The following is a 17,500-nucleotide window of genomic DNA, read 5'->3' on the forward strand; positions in this document are numbered from 1 at the left end:
AGCCCGCGACGATCCACCTGATTGGCTTTGCACCATCTTGCTGCTTTTTCTCCACTGGAACGGAAAGCGGCAATTCGTTCTTCCCATTTCTTCTGTACGTCTTCTCTGGCCATAAAAAATCCTCCCCCAATTGGACTATGAGGAGGATTATCTCACGGTTATTGCAAGGAACGAAGGTGGGGAGAGTTTGACGCTTACAATTAAGTGGAGATAGTTATCGCCTGAAGTACCGCCAAACCATTTTTGCAAGCTAGCACTGTTCAATGTTGTGTAGCAATAATTGTTCAAGGGGTCTTGACGGTTACACCAATTAAGATCACATTGGAACGTGTTTTTAAGCGCAATGATCGTTTCACACGATGGCAAACAAACCCCGCGTTCAATATCACTAAGCGTTCCTTGCGAAACGCCGATTTTCAGTGCAAATTCCTTCTGGTTCAACTCATGCGATTTTCGGATAGTTCTGACTTTCTCGCCCAGATTCAAACCGGATCAACTCCAACAAAAGAAAATAACCCCGCAAATATTCCATTTACGGGGTTCATGCTCATGATGTCTGTTTTATCGGAGTAAATGCTGAATCACCCAGCAGTCTAATACTTTATTTACCCAGTCTAAAACTTTATTTTCACAGTCTATCCTGAAAATATCGTTTCGTTAGAACGCCTAAAGAAGGCAATAGGAAAGTGACCCTCCGGCTAACACAAAATGGCCAGGGGTAATACGTAAGGTTTCGGTTAACGCAACAATTAAGAGGCAACCGTATTGACTGTAACAGATACTCCTAATGACTCAAGCTTCTTTAGGGAGTTCTTGATAATGACGTCGCGCTTGCGTTCTTCATAATAGGTTGGACCAAGTTCGATATAGGGTTGTCTTCGCTTAAGAATATAGTAGGCCATGGACAATATGCTGTGAGCAACAGCGACCGTCGCTCGATTGGCTCCCCGGCGTGCCGCAATTCGATGATATTGGCTGGATAAATAAGTCTCTCTTGTCCTAGCCGCAGCTTTTGCGGCTTCGACGAGTGTACTTCGAAGCTTCTTATTTCCTTTACGGGTTTTCCCGGAAATTCGCTTCCCTGCGCTTTCGTTCTGACCTGGACACAGCCCTGCCCAAGAGCATAGGTGGGCAGCTGAGGGATACTGGTCCATATTCGGACCAATTTCGGCCAGGATGGTCTCTGCCGTTCTTCGTGCCACACCTGGGATGGTGTCGAGCAGTTCCAGGTCTTCCTCAAAAGGGAGCATGCGCCTCTTGATTTCTTCATCCAACCTACCGATCTCTTCGTCCAAATAATCGACGTGCCGAAGTTGGGCGCCCAGCATCAATTTTTGATGTGGTCCCATTAAACCGTTCAAGGCTCGCTTCAAATCTGCTTTTTTGCTTCTCAGCTTCCGTTTTGCCAGATCCGATAAAGCCTCAGGATCGGTTTCGCCGGCAATCATCGCTTCGATCATCGCACGTCCCGATTTACCGAGCACGTTGCTCGCTACCGAGGATAGCTTTATATTTGCACCTTCCAGCACCTTTTGAATGCGGCTGACTTCTCGAGCGCGTTCCTCGATGAGACTGCGACGATACCGGATCAATTCTCTCAGCTCTCGTTGCTCGCGGTTTGGGATGTAACTACCTTTCAATAGACCGTGGCGAAGCAGTCCGGCGATCCATTCCGCATCTTTGACGTCAGTTTTGCGGCCCGGAACATTCTTGATGTGCTGGGCGTTCACGACAAGTGCCTCAATCTCTTCGAGCTCCAACAGATTGTAGATCGGCTTCCAGTAAGGTCCTGTGCTTTCCATAGCGGCATGAGTGCATCCCTTGGTTTTGAGCCAATCCATAAGCAAGATCAAATCATCGGTCATGGTGCCGAACGTGCGGGTCTCTTTACCTTCAGGTGTGATGGTGCAGGCAACGATGTTCTTTTTATGAACGTCAAGTCCGCACACATGACTGTATACGACGTCCATTCGTAAAACTCTCCTTACGGCAGCAAGATTGAAGGGGCTGGTGCAACAACCACATATGGTTATTCTATCCTGCGTGCTTCCGAATTGGAGCAACAATCTGTGGTGCACCTGGTCGTTAGGGTCAGTCTAACACTCGGGCTCGAAGCACCATTGACTGCCGACCTGCCTTCGCCAGCCATAAGTAAATTATATCGCGTGCCTACATTTTCATCATCTGATGGTGCCGCGTTAGCGGCATGGGCGTCTAATACTTTATTTCACAGTCTAATACTTTATTTTCACCGAACACAATCAACACTGACCTTCCAACATCTTCACTCCACCGTCACGCTCTTCGCCAGATTCCGCGGCTTGTCGACGTCGTGGCCGAGCGAGAGGGAGGCGTAATACGACAGCAGCTGCAGCGGGATGACCGACAGCGCAGGCGTCAGCAGCGGCAAGGTGCGCGGGATAGCGAACAAGGTGTCGACCGACTTGGCGATTTCCGCCTCCGCTCCCTCGTTCACGATGCCCAGCACGTCGGCGCCGCGCGCCTTCACTTCCTTGATGTTGCTGAGCGTCTTCTCCTGCAGCTCCTCTTGCGTGATCAGCGCGATGACCGGAACGCCTTCCTCGATCAACGCCAGCGTGCCGTGCTTCAGCTCGCCGGCGGCGTACGCTTCGGAGTGAATGTACGAAATTTCTTTCAGCTTCAGCGAGCCTTCCATCGCGACCGCATAATCCAGGCCGCGTCCGATGAAGAACAGGCTGCGGTTGTGCGCGATCGACTCGGCGACTTCCTTGATGACCTCGCCTTGGGCGAGGATGCGCTCGACCTGCTCCGGCAGCGACTGCATGGCGGCCAGCACGCGCGCGATGTACGCTTCGTCCTGCGTGCCGAGCGTTTGCGCCAGATGCAAACCGAACAGGTAAAACGCGATCAGCTGTGACGTGTACGCCTTCGTCGAAGCGACGGCGATTTCCGGGCCGGCGAGCGTGATGATGACGTCGTCCGCCTCGCGGGCGACCGAGCTGCCGACGACATTCGTAATCGCCAGCACGCGCGCGCCGTTGCGCTTCGCTTCGCGCAGCGCTGCCAGCGTGTCGGCCGTTTCGCCCGATTGGCTGACGACGATGACGAGCGTCCTCGGCGTGATGATCGGCGAGCGGTACCGATACTCCGACGCCACGTCGGTCTCGACGGGGATGCGGGCAAGCTGCTCGATGACCGTCTTGCCGACGAGACCGGCATGCATCGCCGTGCCGCAAGCGACGATATGGACGCGGTCGATGCTGCGCAATTGCTCCGCCGTGATGCTTAGCTCCGACAGGGCGACCGAACGGCCGTCTTCGCTTACGCGTCCCCGCATCGTGTCGCTGTAAGCCTTCGGCTGCTCGTGAATTTCCTTGAGCATGAAGTGATCGAACCCGCCCTTCTCGGCGGTCATCAAATCCCAATCGACGTGGAACACGTCTTTGGAAATGAAGTTTCCTTCGATCGTCATCAGCTCGACGCCTTCGCGCGTCAGCACGGCCATCTCGCCGTCGTTCAAAATATAAATATCGCGCGTATGCTCGAGAATCGCCGGGATATCCGAGGCGATGAACTTCTCGCCTTCCCCGATCCCGATAATGAGCGGACTTGCGTAGCGCACCGCGACGAGCCGATCCGGCTCGTGCTCCGTCAGCACGCCGAGCGCGAACGCTCCGCGCATTTTGCGCACCGCTTTTTGCACGGCTTTGACGATGTCGCCTTCATATTCGACCGCGATCAGGTGCGAAATGACTTCCGTGTCCGTTTCCGATTGGAACCGGTGGCCCGCCTGCACCAGCTCTTCCTTCAACTCCAGATAGTTCTCGATAATGCCGTTATGCACGACCGAAAACTTCATCGAATTGTCCGTATGCGGGTGGGAGTTGGCGTCGGACGGCTTCCCGTGCGTCGCCCAGCGCGTATGCCCGATTCCTACGGTACCCTTCAGCGGGTCCCCGCTAAGCCGGCCCTCCAGGTTCGCCAGCCGGCCGACCGACTTCGTGATTTCAAGGCCTTGTTCGGTAAAAACGGCGATTCCCGCCGAGTCGTACCCGCGATATTCCAACTTTTTCAAACCTTCAAGCAAAATCGGCTGAGACTGCCGATGACCGATATATCCTACAATTCCGCACATAAGCAAACAGACCTCCGTTTCGGTTATCGGCAAAAAGCCGGAACGAACCGAAACCAAGCCGCAAACATTCGGGAAAAGGAAAGCTGCGCAAAACGAAGGCCGCTTCTTCATGATCCGAAGCCGAAGCCTTCTCTGCCGGGTGACGATTCGTGTACGTAGCTTTCGCCGAATTCGCCCGAATCATCCGTCACCTTAAGCGCAGCCGACCTTGTCGACGTTTTGAAAAAATGTCCGACGCGCTCCCTTGCGGCACCGAACCAAATGAAAAGACGCGACCCGTCAACCGTACGTTTGCGGTCGATCCCGGTCCGCCCTACTTATGCCGTCTTTCTCTCGTTATCGTGCCGGAATATTGGCCGCCCGGTCGCCCTGGGCGATTTGTCTTCCGGCTGTCGGCCCCGATCTGGGCCGGGAGGTCCCCGCCGAATATTTCGAACACCTCCACCTCGTCAACTTGCACCCATGCGAATTCGATTCGCTTCACGTGCGGATAGGAACCTATCTCCGTTCCGTTCCCATCCGATTGCCGTGTCGCCCCTCCGCATCCGACAAGTTCTGGCGCTTTTCGAGCTTTTTCTTCCGACCCTCGCTTCCTGTCTTATAATATAATTTCTATCATATTCGTTTTTCCCTCGCCTTGCAACCGCCATTCGCGATTTCCTGGGAAATGACAAAATCCGCGCAAAAAAAGCGCAGCGTATTGGCGTATAGTTGGGTTTCGACTTTTGGGGACGCAGAATACGCAGGATTAAGCGGGATGGCACTGGGTTCGACCAGGGTTAGGCCAGGGTTGGCGAAGCTTGGCTGGATTTTATCCGATCGAATCCGGCTTTCTCGCGAAACGTTTCGGCTTGGGTGGATTTTATCCAATCAAAACCGGCTTATTCGCGAAACGTTTCGGCTTCCTGGATTTTTTCCAATCTGGCGAGGCCTTTTCAGCGTTTTCGTCCGAATAACAAGCATCTCGTTGAATAAAATCCACTCAAGACAGCGAATTCCCCGTTTTCGGCTCCTTTGATTGGACAAAATCCAACATAGGCTCCCTTCCGCTCGAGCGGTCTCCCTCCGTCTTCTCCCAAGCTTCCGGATACGCCCGAATAATAAAAATAGCGGCCGCCAGGGACCGCTACTTCACAAATTACGCTTCGATTGCCCAATGAACACCCGCAGTTGACCGCTATTCGGCGTTCAATGCTTCACTGGGCTCTGGTACCGAACATGATCAATGACGGCCGCTACCGGCCTATCCCGATATCCCCGCCCCTGCACGAGCCCGAGACCGGAATGACTCCCCCGGTCCGAGTCCGATTACGCAAGCTCCTTGCGAATGACGTCGGCGATGCTTTCGACATGGCGCTCGATTTCCGAACGATCCGGACCTTCGGCCATGACGCGGATGAGCGCCTCCGTTCCGGAAGGCCGCACCAGCACCCGGCCGTTGTCGCCCAGAGCCCGCTCCGCGTCGGACACCGCTTCTTCGATCGCCCGATTGCCCGCGTACCGGCTCTTGTCAGCTACGCGAACGTTGACGAGCACTTGCGGGTACTTGCGCATCATTTGCTTCAGTTCGCCCAGCTTTTTGCCGGACGCGACGACTGTATCGACAAGCTGCAGGGCGGTCAGGATGCCATCCCCCGTCGTATTGTAATCCAGGAAAATGACGTGCCCCGACTGCTCCCCGCCGAGGTTGTAGCCGCCGCGCACCATTTCTTCCATGACGTAACGGTCTCCGACCGCCGTTTTGGCCGTGTTCAGGCCCAGCGTTTCCGTCGCTTTAAAAAAGCCGATGTTCGCCATGACCGTCGTGACGATCGTATCGTGCTTCAGGCGCCCGTCCCGCTTCATCGCGTCTCCGCAAATGCAAAGAACGAAGTCGCCGTCGACCTCCTCGCCGTTCTCGTCAATGGCGATCAGCCGGTCGGCATCCCCGTCGAACGCGAGGCCGAGATCCGCCCCGTGCTCCTTCACCTTCGAAGCCAGCAGCTCCGGATGGGTGGAGCCGACTCCGTCGTTAATGTTCAGGCCGTTCGGCTCGGCGCCGTAGGCGATCACCTCCGCGCCCAGATCGCGGAATACGGCGGGCGCCAGTTCGTAAGCGGCTCCGTGCGCGCAATCGAGCACGATCTTCAGCCCCGCGAACGATTGGCGAACCGTCGTCTTCAAATACTCCAAATAGCGAAACTTTGCTTCCGGATCGTTCGTCACCGTGCCGATTCCGCCGCCGACCGGACGGGGAAGCGTATCTTCCTCCGCATCCATCAGCTTCTCGATTTCCGCTTCGGTCTCGTCCAACAGCTTGAAGCCGTCCCCGCCGAAAAATTTGATCCCGTTGTCCTGCACCGGATTGTGCGAAGCCGAAATCATGACGCCGGCATCGGCTCCCAACATCCGGGTCAAATAGGCGACCGCCGGCGTCGACACGACGCCGATCCGGATGACGTCTGCTCCGATCGACAGCAAGCCGGCCTCGAGCGCGCTTTCCAGCATCGGTCCGGAAACGCGGGTGTCGCGTCCGATCACGACCTTCGGGCGTTCCGAACGCCCCGCCAGGACGACGCCGCCGCAGCGGCCGAGCTTATAGGCCAGTTCCGAAGTCAATTCAACGTTTGCAACACCGCGTACTCCGTCTGTACCGAAATATTTCCCCATATCTCTCTAATCCTTCCCCTTCTTCGCTACTGGCCGACCGCCGGCTCCGCATCGGGCTCGGCCGGCGTCTCGGCATTGCTGGTTGTTGTGTCGGTTCCTTCGTCCGTGCCGCTTCCCGCGCCGCCGTCCGCAGGTACGCTCCCGGAGCCGGCGCCGGATTCGCCCCCGGTTTCGCCTCCGGTTTCTCCGCCCGTCTCTCCGTTCGATCCGGCGTTCGTCCCGCCGCTTCCGCCTTCGCCCTCGACTTCCGGCGGAAGCGGCGTCGCGGACGCCGCCTGCGGATCCGTGATCTCCACGGTAACCGCGACGTTGCCGCCGGCCTGGTCGATGAAGCGCGGCGAATTGACGACGAGCGGGAGAATATGGACGCCGGGCCCGCGTCCGCTCAAATCGACTACGACATCGACGTCGCCGGGCTGCAGGCTGTCCAGCATCGCCGGGGCGCCTTTGAGCGTAATATCGACCAAGCCGGTCGACGGGTCGGTGATTTTGGCGTCCAGCCCTTCGGCCAATCCCTCGATCGAAACCGGAAGACCTTGCAGCGACCGCGTTTGCGACAGCACGACTTCCACGCTTACCGTCACTTCCGCAGGCGAAATCGTCGTAACGTTCTCGGGCGTCGTCAGCTCGATCGTAACGTCCCCGGATTTCGTCAGTTCGTTAAGCCGGACGTCCGCCTCGATGAACTCGATTTTGTCCAGATCCGCCTGAGGTCCGTAAATCGTCGCCTGCTCGACCTGCGGCTTGAAGCTGGAGATGCTGAGTCCCGACGGCAAAGATCCGACAAGCTTGAATTGAAGCGGAACCGTCTTGAACGGATTGGTGATCGGCACTTCCACCTCCAGAACGGCGGGATCGATGACCGCTCCTTCGATTTCGTTGCCTTCGCTGTCGTAAACGAGCAGCTTGATGCTTTTATTTTTGATCGTTTTGCTTTGCCCGTCTACGGAAATCGAGGCTCCGACCCTTTCCGCTCTCGCCATCTGGCTTTCGGGCAGGGTCACGTGAACCCGATTGGTCGGGCTTAGGATCGGCGTCCCCGCTTTGTACCCTTGAGCAGGGGTGCCGGTCACGCTGAGCTCCGCCTCGAATTCCTTCGTTTGCAACTCTTCTACATTAACCGTTACGGAATAGGGAGTCAACGAAACGACATCGATTCCGCGCGGTAAATTTGCCCACAAATTCAACGTATGCTCTCCGGCCGTTACCGTGCTCAAATCGACCTGGACTTTGTAGTCGTCGGCCCCGAGCTTGAGCAGATCCGCCCTCGTGCCCCGGACGACCAGTTTGACCGTTTCCGGCTCCATGCTTTGCAGCACGAGATTTCGCTCGTCCAAGCCGTAATATTGGACTTTCACTTCGTTGATCGTCTTCGTCTGCAACTGGCTTGTCGTCGAAGTCGGCGTGCTGGACTCCGGATCGAAATGCACGACGGCCCACATCAGAATGCCGAGCGCAAGCGCAACCAGCTTCATGACGGTCGGATGGCTTAACCATTTATCCATGGCCGTCACCTTCCTTCCGTCTCCAGAACGCCAATTTGCGCCTTTTCTCGGAACCCCCGGCCCGCGGGCGAAGCTCGTCGAAAAGCTTGGAGATCAAGGACTCTTCCTTGATATCGCGCACCACTTGGCCGTTGATCGCAAGGGAAACCTGTCCCGTCTCCTCGGAAACGATGACCGATATGGCGTCGCCGACTTCGCTGATGCCGATCCCCGCCCGGTGGCGCGTTCCCAGCTCTTTGCTGATAAACGGGTTTTCCGATAACGGCAAATAACACCCCGCGGCCATAATTTGCGTGTTCCGCAAAATGACGGCCCCGTCGTGCAGCGGCGTATTCGGAACAAACACGTTGATCAACAGCTCCGAGCTGATGATCGATTCCATCTTGATGCCGGATTCGATATATTCGTTCAGTCCCGTCGCGCGTTCGAAGACGATCAAGGCTCCGATTTTGCGCCGGGACATGTAATTGACGGCTTTGATCACTTCGTTGATCTGATGGCTGACATCCTGGTCGGCTGCCGACGTGCGGGTAAAAAGCTGGCCTCGCCCAAGCTGTTCGAGCGCCCTCCGCAGCTCCGGCTGGAAGATAATCATGATCGTCACGACGCCGAGCGTAAACAACTGGTTCATGAGCCACTTGAGCGTGTACAAGTTAAGCCATGTGCTGACCGCCCAGGTGGCGATGAGCAAAACGATGCCCTTCAGCAATTGAACCGCGCGCGTGCCGCGGACCAGTTGAATCATTTTATAAAACAAGTAACTGACGATCAGGATATCGGCGATGTCCTTAAGAGCGCCATACCATGTCAGCGTGCGAAAGTAATCCAAGACGCACCCCCCAATCGGCGCCTCGATCGGTTTCCCGATTCTTGTCAGAATACGCTTAGTTTATATCTATATACAGTTCTCTACTCCTGCCGCGAAATCCTTTAATCCAACAAAAAAACCTCCCCAAGTCCCAGGGGAGAACCTGTCCGGACGTCCGTTGGCCGATCGCCGGGGCCTAAAATCGCGTTAACCTGCATAACGCCCGCAACACGCCGGGCATTCGTGCAGGTTGAGACCTCGGTATACATTAACGCGATTTTCGCAGGACAGCCTTTACCGGTTATCCATATGCCGTTACGATCCGTAAGCCAGCGTATCGAACCACGAGGTAAGCTTGTACCAAGCCCAATCCATCGCCCGGTCGATCTCTTTGACCTTGCCCGCGATGTGGGCGGTCGAAGCCAGGGTGACATTCCCGTCGATGACGGTCAAGTTGCCGGTAACCTCGCCAAGCACTTGCAATTCTCCGTTCTCGATGACGAGATCTCCGGACACGGTCTGGCCTTCGGGCACGATGACCGTATTCCCCTCGACGATGACATGCTCCAGATCGTCTCCCCGCAGCGCCAGCTGCTGGCCTTGATTCCATAAAGCCGAAAGGCTGGATACCATTATCAGTAAAAACATGGCCGCCGCGGATAGCGCCGGATGCCGGCGAACCCATGTCGTCCATGCGATCGAGCTTCGCTTCTTGGGGAGAGACTTCATGATTCGATATGCCAAATCTCTTGAAACGGCTTCCTCGGGCATTGACCGGAGAAGCGCATCGGTATGCTGCATGGATTGAAAACGCTGTGCGCATGCGGAGCAACCGGACAAGTGAAGTTTTAGCTGGTGCCTTTGCTCGGCGGGAAGGTCCCCGTCCAAGTACTCGTGCATATATGCGACGGCATCGCTGCACTTCATATGAGCCATCCCTTTCTACATCCGGAGATCGATCTCCGTGAAGTTGCTTCTCCCTTATTTGTACGTCGGCTTTGCCGGCCGGTTTCATTTTTGTCAAAAATAACTTTACAATTTGGGCTCCAGCTTTTTCCGCAAATATTCGCGGCCCCGATGGACCCGCGTTTTGACCGTCGTCACGGGCATATCGAGCACGTCGGAAATCTCCTGCAGCGACAAATCCTGCAAATAGCGCAGCACCATCACCGATTTGTATTTGACGGGAAGCGTGTCCATCGTTTCATGAATGATCCGCTGCGTTTCCGACAGCAGCAGTTCGCTCTCCGGCGTCCGGTCGTCGCTCGGGAGCATCGCGTACCCGTCCAACCCCTCGTGGTCGGACGATTCCGCGTCGAGGGAGTAGACCGGACGGCGCTTGCGGAGCCGGTCGATGCATAAATTGGTCGCGATCCGGTAAATCCACGTCGAAAACTTCTGGTTCTCGTCGTATCGATCCAGATGCTTGTATACCCGCAAAAACGTCTCCTGAACGACGTCCTCCGCCTCCTGGCGGTTGTTCATCATCCGTTTCGCGAGGTGGAACAATTTATCTTTGTACAAATCTACAATTTCCGCGAACGCCCGTTGATCCCCTTTGCGGGCAAGCCGGGCAAGTCGCGTTTCGATTGGCTTCACCGTCAGTCCTCCGATTCGTTCCGATCTGGACGGCCTCCAGGCAGCAAGCAGCCGAATTCAAGCAAAATCGTAATGGATACGATGGAAAAAATCAACATCCGTTTCGGGAGCCGGTCCGCGAAAAGTCCGCCTTCGGACAACTCCTAGATGCGGCAAAGCAGGTCCGGGATTCCCCCGGGCCTGCTTCGCCAGCCTATGCAAAGTTCGGCGTAAGAGTCGCCTGACGCATCAGCCCGTATTGCGCATGCCGGCCGCGATGCCGTTAATGGTCAGCAGCACTTCGCGCAGCAGCTCGCCGTCGTCCTGGCCGGAGGAACGCAAGTCGCGAAGCTCCGTCAGCAACTGCACTTGGAGGTAGCTGAGGGGATCGACGTAAGGATTGCGAAGCCGGATCGATTCCTGAATGACGGGAACGTTGTCCAGAATGTCCTCCTGGCCGGTAATGGCCAAAATCATCCGCTTCGTACGGTTATATTCGTCTTCGATCAACGCGAAAATGCGCGAGCCGATGTTTTCGTCCTTGATCATTCCCGCGTATTTGCGGGCGATGAGCAGGTCGGCTTTGGCCATTGCCATCTGGAGATTGTCCACGAGCGAGCCGAAGAACGAATATTCCCGGTACATCGCGCGCAGCTTCTCCAGCTTGCTTTCGTCGCCGCCGATATAATGTTCGAAAGCCGTGCCGGCCGCATACCAGGCAGGCAGCAAATAGCGGCTTTGCGTCCAGGCGAACACCCAGGGGATCGCTCGCAAGTCTTCGAAGCGCTCGCTGTTTTTGCGTTTGGATGGGCGGGAACCGATGTTCAGTTCCCCGATTTCCGGCAGCGGCGTCGATTCCTTGAAAAACGTCATGAAGTCCGGATCGCGGAAAATCAAATCCTGGTACTTGGTCTGGGCCGTTTCGGAAATGCCGATCAAAATTTGTTCCCATTCCTTCTCGGCCTCGTGCTGCCCAAGCGGGTGCCTTGCCAGGAACGCGGCCTTCACGAGAGCGCTCGTCGCCTGCTCCAGGCTCCGGTACGCGATGCCCTGCATCGAGTAGCGGGAGCTGAGCACTTCGCCCTGCTCGGTGATCTTGATGCCGCCGCCGATCGTATGCGGCGGCTGCGCGAGAATGGAGCGGTTCAGCGGCATGCCGCCGCGTCCGAGCGCTCCGCCCCGGCCGTGGAAAAACTTCAGCTTGACGTCGTATTCCTTGGCCATCGCGGTCAATTCGTTCAGCGCGACCCGCAGCTCCCAGTTGGCCGTTACCATGCCGCCGTCCTTGTTGCTGTCGGAGTATCCGAGCATGATCTCATGCAGGTTGCCCATCGCTTCGACCGTCTTGCGGTATACGGGCAACTCGAACAGCGTCTTCATGATGGCCGGAGCCGCGTGAAGGTCGTCGATCGTTTCAAACAGCGGCACCGATTGCAGCGTGCTGGCGACCGTTCCGTTCGTCGACCAGCGGAACAGGCCCGCTTCCTTGGCGAATACCATCACTTCCAGCATGTCGCTGGCGCCTTGCGTCATGCTGATCAGGTAGCTGCCGATGCAGTTCGCGCCGAATTCCTCTTGCGCCCGGTAAATCGTGCGGAAAACGTCGAGGCACTCCTTCGTGCCGTCCGAGAGGCTCGCATTCTCGTGCAGGAGCGGACGGGAATCCGACAGCAGGCCGTGCAGCAGCGAAATTTTGTCCTCTTCGGACAGCTCGGCGTAATTTGGCGTTACGCCCGCTTTGGCGAGCACTTCCGTCATGGCGTTCTCGTGCTCTTTGCTGTGCTGGCGAACGTCCAGCTTCGCGAGGTGGAAGCCGAACAGCTCGACCTGGCGGATCAGCTTCTTCAAATGCGTGTCGGCGACAAAATGGGCAAAATGATGGCGCAAGCTGCGGTCGATCAGCTGCAGCTCGGCGATAAATTCGGAAACCGCATGATAACGCTGCGGCGTGCCCTTCAGCTTGTCTTCGCGCATGTTTTGCAGCTTTTGAATCATATAGGTAAGCTTGACGCGGTAAGGTTCCTTGTCGTTCGTCCACGGCTCGACCGAACGGAGCTCGACTTGCGAGCGGTCCTGGTCGATCGATTGCAGCAGCTCGTCGGTCACCTGAACGATCGTCGTGCTGAAGCTCATCTTCCGCATGAGCGACCGCAGCAGCGCCTCGTATTTGTGAATGACGAGTCCCCGCTGAATATTGAGCGTGCGCCAGGTGACCGATGCGGTTACGGACGGATTGCCGTCGCGGTCGCCGCCGATCCACGAGCCGAAGCGCAAATAGGTCGGCACGTGCCAAGCCCGCTCCGGATAATATTTGTCCAGGCAGCGCTCCAGTTCCTCATAGACGTCCGGCAGAGCGTCGAACAGCGTTTCGTTGAAAAAGTACATGCCGTTCCGCACTTCGTCGATAACGGTCGGCTTCCGGTCGCGCAGCTCGTCCGTCTGCCACAGCGTCAGCACCTCGTTGAGCAGCTTGTCCCGGAGCTTCTCCCGCTCGCGCAGCGTCAGCGTCGGGTTGTCAAGCTCCATCATCTCTTCGGCGATTCGCTTGTGAATATCCAGGACGGCGCGCCGCATCGCTTCCGTCGGGTGGGCGGTCATAACCAGCTCAAGGGAAATGTTCTCGAGCAGATCCTGGACTTCCTCCACCGGCAGGTTGCGGTTTTTCAGCTCTTGCACGGCGCTTTCGATCGATCCCCGCTGAACTTCCTCGCCGGCGGAACGCTCGTAATCGCGTTTGCGGCGGATGCGGTGATTTTGCTCGGCAATGTTGACGAGTTGAAAATAAATGGCGAAAGCCCGGATGACCTGGTGACGCACCTCCGGACTCAAGCCATTGACGGTATTGGTGAATTCCTCGTATAATTCCGGAACGAAATCGGCGCGCAGCGCCTTGCTCGTTTCGCGAATTTTTTCGACATGGTCAAGCAGTTCCCGGCCTCCCTGATGCACCAGCACTTCGCCGAGAATGTTCCCGAGAAAACGAACATCCCGACGCAGCAGATGGTTGGAGGAAGGACGGTTGGACATAGCTAGTTCAGACATTCTTTTCACCTCAGACCTAACGTTTCAGCTTAAAACTCTTCTATTTATCATACTACAAAGCCCCCCGAAAATCTCCCTTTTCTTTTCCTTTCCCTTTATTTTACGACAAACCAAGCGAGCCCTCCCAAGCGATCGCCGCATATGCGGGGGCTTGAAAGGGCTCGCAATTCGCCATTGTCCGGTCGAATCGATGCGGGGGAAGCGCGGTTTCTTCTTCGCTCTTGCGCGATTCCGGTTGGGGACTCCCCGGCCGATTTTATCGCGGAATAACCATATGCATGGGCGCCGCCGTGTGCGTTACCCTCACTCTGTCCCCGGGCGAAAGCCTGACCGGCCCGGAAGTGATGCCAAGACTGTAAAAATTCGCGGCGTCTCGCGATATTTCCAGATCGGTCACGTTTCCGCCGGTAAACACCACATCGATGGGGTAAGCGTTGTTGTTTGTGTAAGTACCGCCGCTCGGTCCGAAAATAACGGGAGGGATGATCGCTTTGTGATGTCCGGTCTGCGCCATTTGGCGGAAATCCGACGCGCTCGATTCGCCGACGGCTTCGAATACCCGGCCGTTGGCCCGGTCGATGTGCTTTTGCCCCGCATAAGACGGAGAGAACGCCGGAATGGCCGTGCCGAACGAGACGTGCGGCAGAAGAAAGCCGTCATCCGGACTTTTCGGTTTGCCGTGCATGATCCGGAACTTGGCATAGGCGCCGCCTCCGTTGTCGATAAACAGATGATACGGACCGATGGAGAGCAGATTCTGGTTCCACGCTCCCGCCTTGCCCTCCAATTTAAAAGCGTTATCGGCGTCCTGGGCCCCCCAAAGATTCCCCCAAACGGAATGCTTGCTGCCGGCCGCATAACCCGCGAAATCTTCGTGCGCATTCCCGAACGCGCGGCAAAATGCGATGCGGAAAGCATCGGAATCCGAGGCGCCGGGAATTTTGATTCCTTCGTATTGCGTCGGCGCCGCCTGGTCGTCATAGGCCCAGCAATGAGTCAAATCCCCTACCCGGAGCGGGATCGTCCCATCTCCGCTAAGGATATTAATCCCCCGCCTCGAAGGCGCTCCCGGATTTTGCCCGTTGTTAAAAGCTTCGCAATTCGTCAGCCTAAAATGCTTTACGGTTTGATTGAGTTTGATTCCGTCGTCTCCGCAAAGCGAAGCTCTGCAGTTCGTCATCACGACGTTTTGAGCGCCGATCGAAATACCGACGCCGCGTTCGGAAATCCATGTCGTTCCCGCGACCTCAACGTTTTCCAGTTCAATATTGAGGACTTTGGCGGATACATTGATTCCCTCCGTATTGATGGTTCGTCCGCTGCCCCCGGTGATCAGTACGTTTTTAACGGATATCCGGTCGATGGAAGGAAAAATTTCGTCGCAATAGATATGCATGCCCCGAACGGTCGTCAATCCCTCCGGCTCGGGATTCAAGGCATAATTCCGAATGTGGACATTATCGACCTTGATGCGATTGTGTCCGTTAATGACAAGCCCGCCATTATTGGCATTGTTTATAATAACGTTGCTTACGATCAAGTCTTCGATATCGTATCGGATTCCGATGCTATACAAACGGCCCACAGCGTCGTTATCGGAAATAATGTTGTTCAGAACGACTTTTTTCATCGGCCGCGTGTTCGCGACGTTTTGCGCGGCTTGGCCGGCCTCGATCGCCAGCCCGTAAGTCCGGTTTCCTTTGGTCACGACATTGCTGCAAACGACCGTCCCCCCATGGTACGCATTGGCGTTATCCATCTGCCGCGCTTGTATGGCAACGCCCAAATCGTCATTATTGAAAGCCTGAACGTTGGTGACCGTGATCATGTCGTTTACGTCGCCGTCAATTCCGGCCATTGTACCCGCTATCGTGATTCCGTTGTTCGTCGGAGCCGATCCCGGGGTTTTGTTTATGATTTTCGTGTTGGAAAAAAGGGAATTCGAGATCGTGATGTGCCTGCCCGAAACAAAGGCGCCGTCGTTAGGGGCGTAATCGCTCCAGATATCCTCGATGTGGATGCCGTCAACATATTGAAGCCAAATGTTGCTGCCCCGATAGCTATTGAGGTTGCCGGGCACTTTGGGGTTTTGGCCTGCATTCGCGTTGTTTCCGTCAATGTAAATGCCTTGAAAGCTGATGCCGAACCCGGGGTTATTCTTGGTATACGGCTGGCCTCCCGCCCAATCCGCAGAACCGGAACGAGTCTTATCCCGAACGCCCGTATAAACGCCCGCGCAAAACAAATCGTCGTACATGCCGTCGGCACGCTTTATAACCGCTACCCTGGAACGGCCGCCATACCCCAATACGGTCGTTCGGCTTTTCATCCATAATGTTTTGGAAGCGATATAAACCCCGGCAGGGAAAAAGACGGTTCCACCCGTATCGGGCACATCGAGCAGCGCCTGCAAAATCGCGTCGGAATCGTCCGTAACCCCGTCTCCCACCGCTCCATATGCTTTTACATTAAGAGCGACGCCGCTCCAGTTTTCCTCGTTGATTCGGGCATTGGATAGTTGCGCAGGCGTTTTTTCCGGCATCTCTTCCATAGCCTCACCACCTTCAACATCATTCAGGCATACCGTTAATCGCGGAACTTTCCCCGCCTTATCGGGTTTGAACGGCAGAGGCTCCAATCATTATGTTCGCGGGGGCGAGGAATTAATCCGAAATCAAACGAAACGTCATCGGAGGCGGTCCCCCCTTGAAAGATGGCTGCGCTGCAAACGGCGTCAACGCGACTGCCATCGCTAACGACTGCCGCTAGCATGCCCAATGGCAGGTTTGGGGTCACTATGACTCATCTGGATCGGCGGCGTGCTTGCGGAGGAGGTGAGATGATTCATTTTTACTCAAATGCGTGCGGCTGTAAGCATTCGGAGGGTTGAGATGAGTCACCACGACTCAATTGGATCGGCGGCATGCGTGCGAGGAACGAGCCGATTTCCGGAGTGGATAGAATAAAGTTCCTCGCTTCCCGAGCGGCGCGGCTTTGCCCAGTTGTTTGCCCGGGCGTTTTCGCACAGCGAATAAATCAAAAAAGCCTTGCATCGCAAGGCTTTCGGTCATTTTTGAATGGAGCGGGTGATGGGAATCGAACCCACGCTATTAGCTTGGAAGGCTAAAGTTCTACCATTGAACTACACCCGCATGCTATCCAGTTAAGTGGTCGGGACGACACGATTCGAACATGCGACCCCCTGGTCCCAAACCAGGTGCTCTACCAAGCTGAGCTACGTCCCGATACGTGCGAAATTTGAATGGCGCGCCCTGAGAGATTCGAACTCCCGGCCTTTAGATTCGTAGTCTAACGCTCTATCCAGCTGAGCTAAGGGCGCATTCAAGATGGAGCGGAAAACGGGATTCGAACCCGCGACCTTCTCGTTGGCAACGAGATGCTCTACCACTGAGCTATTTCCGCACGCCGGATGGTGCGCGTGGAGGGACTTGAACCCCCACGGTTGCCCGCCAGATCCTAAGTCTGGTGCGTCTGCCAATTCCGCCACACGCGCATGGGCAATTCTCTTTTCGCTAAGCCAATCGAGCAATAAACTCGAAAGATTGGCTGGGGATCTAGGATTCGAACCTAGGAATGACGGAGTCAAAGTCCGTTGCCTTACCGCTTGGCTAATCCCCAGCGATAAGATGGTGGAGGCTGAGGGGATCGAACCCCCGACCCTCTGCTTGTAAGGCAGATGCTCTCCCAGCTGAGCTAAGCCTCCAAAATCTTGGTGACCCGTAGGGGATTCGAACCCCTGTTACCTCCGTGAAAGGGAGGTGTCTTAACCCCTTGACCAAC

General features: G+C 55.9%; 10 protein-coding genes, 8 tRNA genes and 1 pseudogene (1 of these 19 cut by a window edge). All 19 read right to left on the reverse strand.

Annotated features, from left to right (window positions below; genetic code table 11):
* Positions 1–147: 147 nt before the first annotated feature.
* Complete coding sequence (locus tag B7E11_RS30840; protein WP_080831942.1) at positions 148–486, reverse strand: helix-turn-helix domain-containing protein; 339 nt, start codon at positions 484–486, stop codon at positions 148–150.
* Positions 487–749: 263 nt separating this feature from the next.
* Complete coding sequence (locus tag B7E11_RS01845) at positions 750–1,970, reverse strand: IS110 family RNA-guided transposase (RefSeq protein ID WP_080831943.1); 1,221 nt, start codon at positions 1,968–1,970, stop codon at positions 750–752.
* A 314-nt stretch (positions 1,971–2,284) separates the two neighbouring features.
* On the reverse strand, positions 2,285–4,117 hold the full coding sequence (glmS, locus tag B7E11_RS01850; protein ID WP_080832031.1) for a glutamine--fructose-6-phosphate transaminase (isomerizing): 1,833 nt from the start codon (positions 4,115–4,117) through the stop codon (positions 2,285–2,287).
* Positions 4,118–5,425: 1,308 nt separating this feature from the next.
* Positions 5,426–6,766: a phosphoglucosamine mutase gene (gene glmM / locus B7E11_RS01855; RefSeq protein ID WP_080831944.1), complete on the reverse strand. Its 1,341-nt coding sequence runs from the start codon at positions 6,764–6,766 to the stop codon at positions 5,426–5,428.
* Between the two features lie 26 nt (positions 6,767–6,792).
* A complete protein-coding gene (locus B7E11_RS01860) occupies positions 6,793–8,271 on the reverse strand; it encodes a CdaR family protein (protein WP_080831945.1) in 1,479 nt (492 codons plus the stop codon).
* Entirely contained in the window at positions 8,264–9,100 is an 837-nt protein-coding gene (gene cdaA, locus B7E11_RS01865; RefSeq protein WP_080831946.1) for a diadenylate cyclase CdaA, read from the reverse strand. Before cdaA ends, B7E11_RS01860 begins: the two co-directional genes overlap by 8 nt.
* Positions 9,101–9,394: 294 nt before the next feature.
* On the reverse strand, positions 9,395–9,823 hold the full coding sequence (locus tag B7E11_RS01870) for a polymer-forming cytoskeletal protein (RefSeq protein ID WP_240353137.1): 429 nt from the start codon (positions 9,821–9,823) through the stop codon (positions 9,395–9,397).
* A gap of 84 nt (positions 9,824–9,907) precedes the next feature.
* Positions 9,908–10,015 (reverse strand): annotated as a pseudogene (locus tag B7E11_RS30545) (anti-sigma factor family protein); the annotation flags it as partial.
* A gap of 96 nt (positions 10,016–10,111) precedes the next feature.
* Entirely contained in the window at positions 10,112–10,669 is a 558-nt protein-coding gene (sigW, locus tag B7E11_RS01875; RefSeq protein ID WP_420830673.1) for an RNA polymerase sigma factor SigW, read from the reverse strand.
* 237 nt (positions 10,670–10,906) lie between these two features.
* A complete protein-coding gene (ppc, locus tag B7E11_RS01880) occupies positions 10,907–13,699 on the reverse strand; it encodes a phosphoenolpyruvate carboxylase (protein WP_080831949.1) in 2,793 nt (930 codons plus the stop codon).
* Between the two features lie 256 nt (positions 13,700–13,955).
* Positions 13,956–16,250: a glycosyl hydrolase family 28-related protein gene (locus B7E11_RS01885; protein ID WP_080831950.1), complete on the reverse strand. Its 2,295-nt coding sequence runs from the start codon at positions 16,248–16,250 to the stop codon at positions 13,956–13,958.
* Between the two features lie 527 nt (positions 16,251–16,777).
* A tRNA-Gly gene (locus tag B7E11_RS01890) sits at positions 16,778–16,851 on the reverse strand.
* A 16-nt stretch (positions 16,852–16,867) separates the two neighbouring features.
* Positions 16,868–16,944 (reverse strand) — tRNA-Pro (locus B7E11_RS01895).
* Positions 16,945–16,962: 18 nt separating this feature from the next.
* Positions 16,963–17,039 (reverse strand) — tRNA-Arg (locus tag B7E11_RS01900).
* Between the two features lie 8 nt (positions 17,040–17,047).
* A tRNA-Gly gene (locus B7E11_RS01905) sits at positions 17,048–17,122 on the reverse strand.
* Between the two features lie 8 nt (positions 17,123–17,130).
* Positions 17,131–17,213: transfer RNA gene (locus tag B7E11_RS01910), tRNA-Leu, on the reverse strand.
* 50 nt (positions 17,214–17,263) lie between these two features.
* A tRNA-Gln gene (locus tag B7E11_RS01915) sits at positions 17,264–17,338 on the reverse strand.
* 9 nt (positions 17,339–17,347) lie between these two features.
* A tRNA-Val gene (locus B7E11_RS01920) sits at positions 17,348–17,423 on the reverse strand.
* Between the two features lie 7 nt (positions 17,424–17,430).
* Positions 17,431–17,500, reverse strand: a tRNA-Glu gene (locus B7E11_RS01925) (it continues 5 nt past the right edge of the window).

It is taken from the genome of Cohnella massiliensis, assembly GCF_900169535.1.
Classification (GTDB): domain Bacteria; phylum Bacillota; class Bacilli; order Paenibacillales; family Paenibacillaceae; genus Cohnella; species Cohnella algarum.

Coding starts and splice junctions, on each gene's coding strand:
- B7E11_RS01845 (WP_080831943.1), bottom strand. CDS start 1,970: ATGGACGTCGTATACAGTCATGTGTGCGGACTTGACGTTCATAAAAAG.
- glmS (WP_080832031.1), bottom strand. CDS start 4,117: ATGTGCGGAATTGTAGGATATATCGGTCATCGGCAGTCTCAGCCGATT.
- glmM (WP_080831944.1), bottom strand. CDS start 6,766: ATGGGGAAATATTTCGGTACAGACGGAGTACGCGGTGTTGCAAACGTT.
- B7E11_RS01860 (WP_080831945.1), bottom strand. CDS start 8,271: ATGGATAAATGGTTAAGCCATCCGACCGTCATGAAGCTGGTTGCGCTT.
- ppc (WP_080831949.1), bottom strand. CDS start 13,699: ATGTCTGAACTAGCTATGTCCAACCGTCCTTCCTCCAACCATCTGCTG.
- B7E11_RS01885 (WP_080831950.1), bottom strand. CDS start 16,250: ATGGAAGAGATGCCGGAAAAAACGCCTGCGCAACTATCCAATGCCCGA.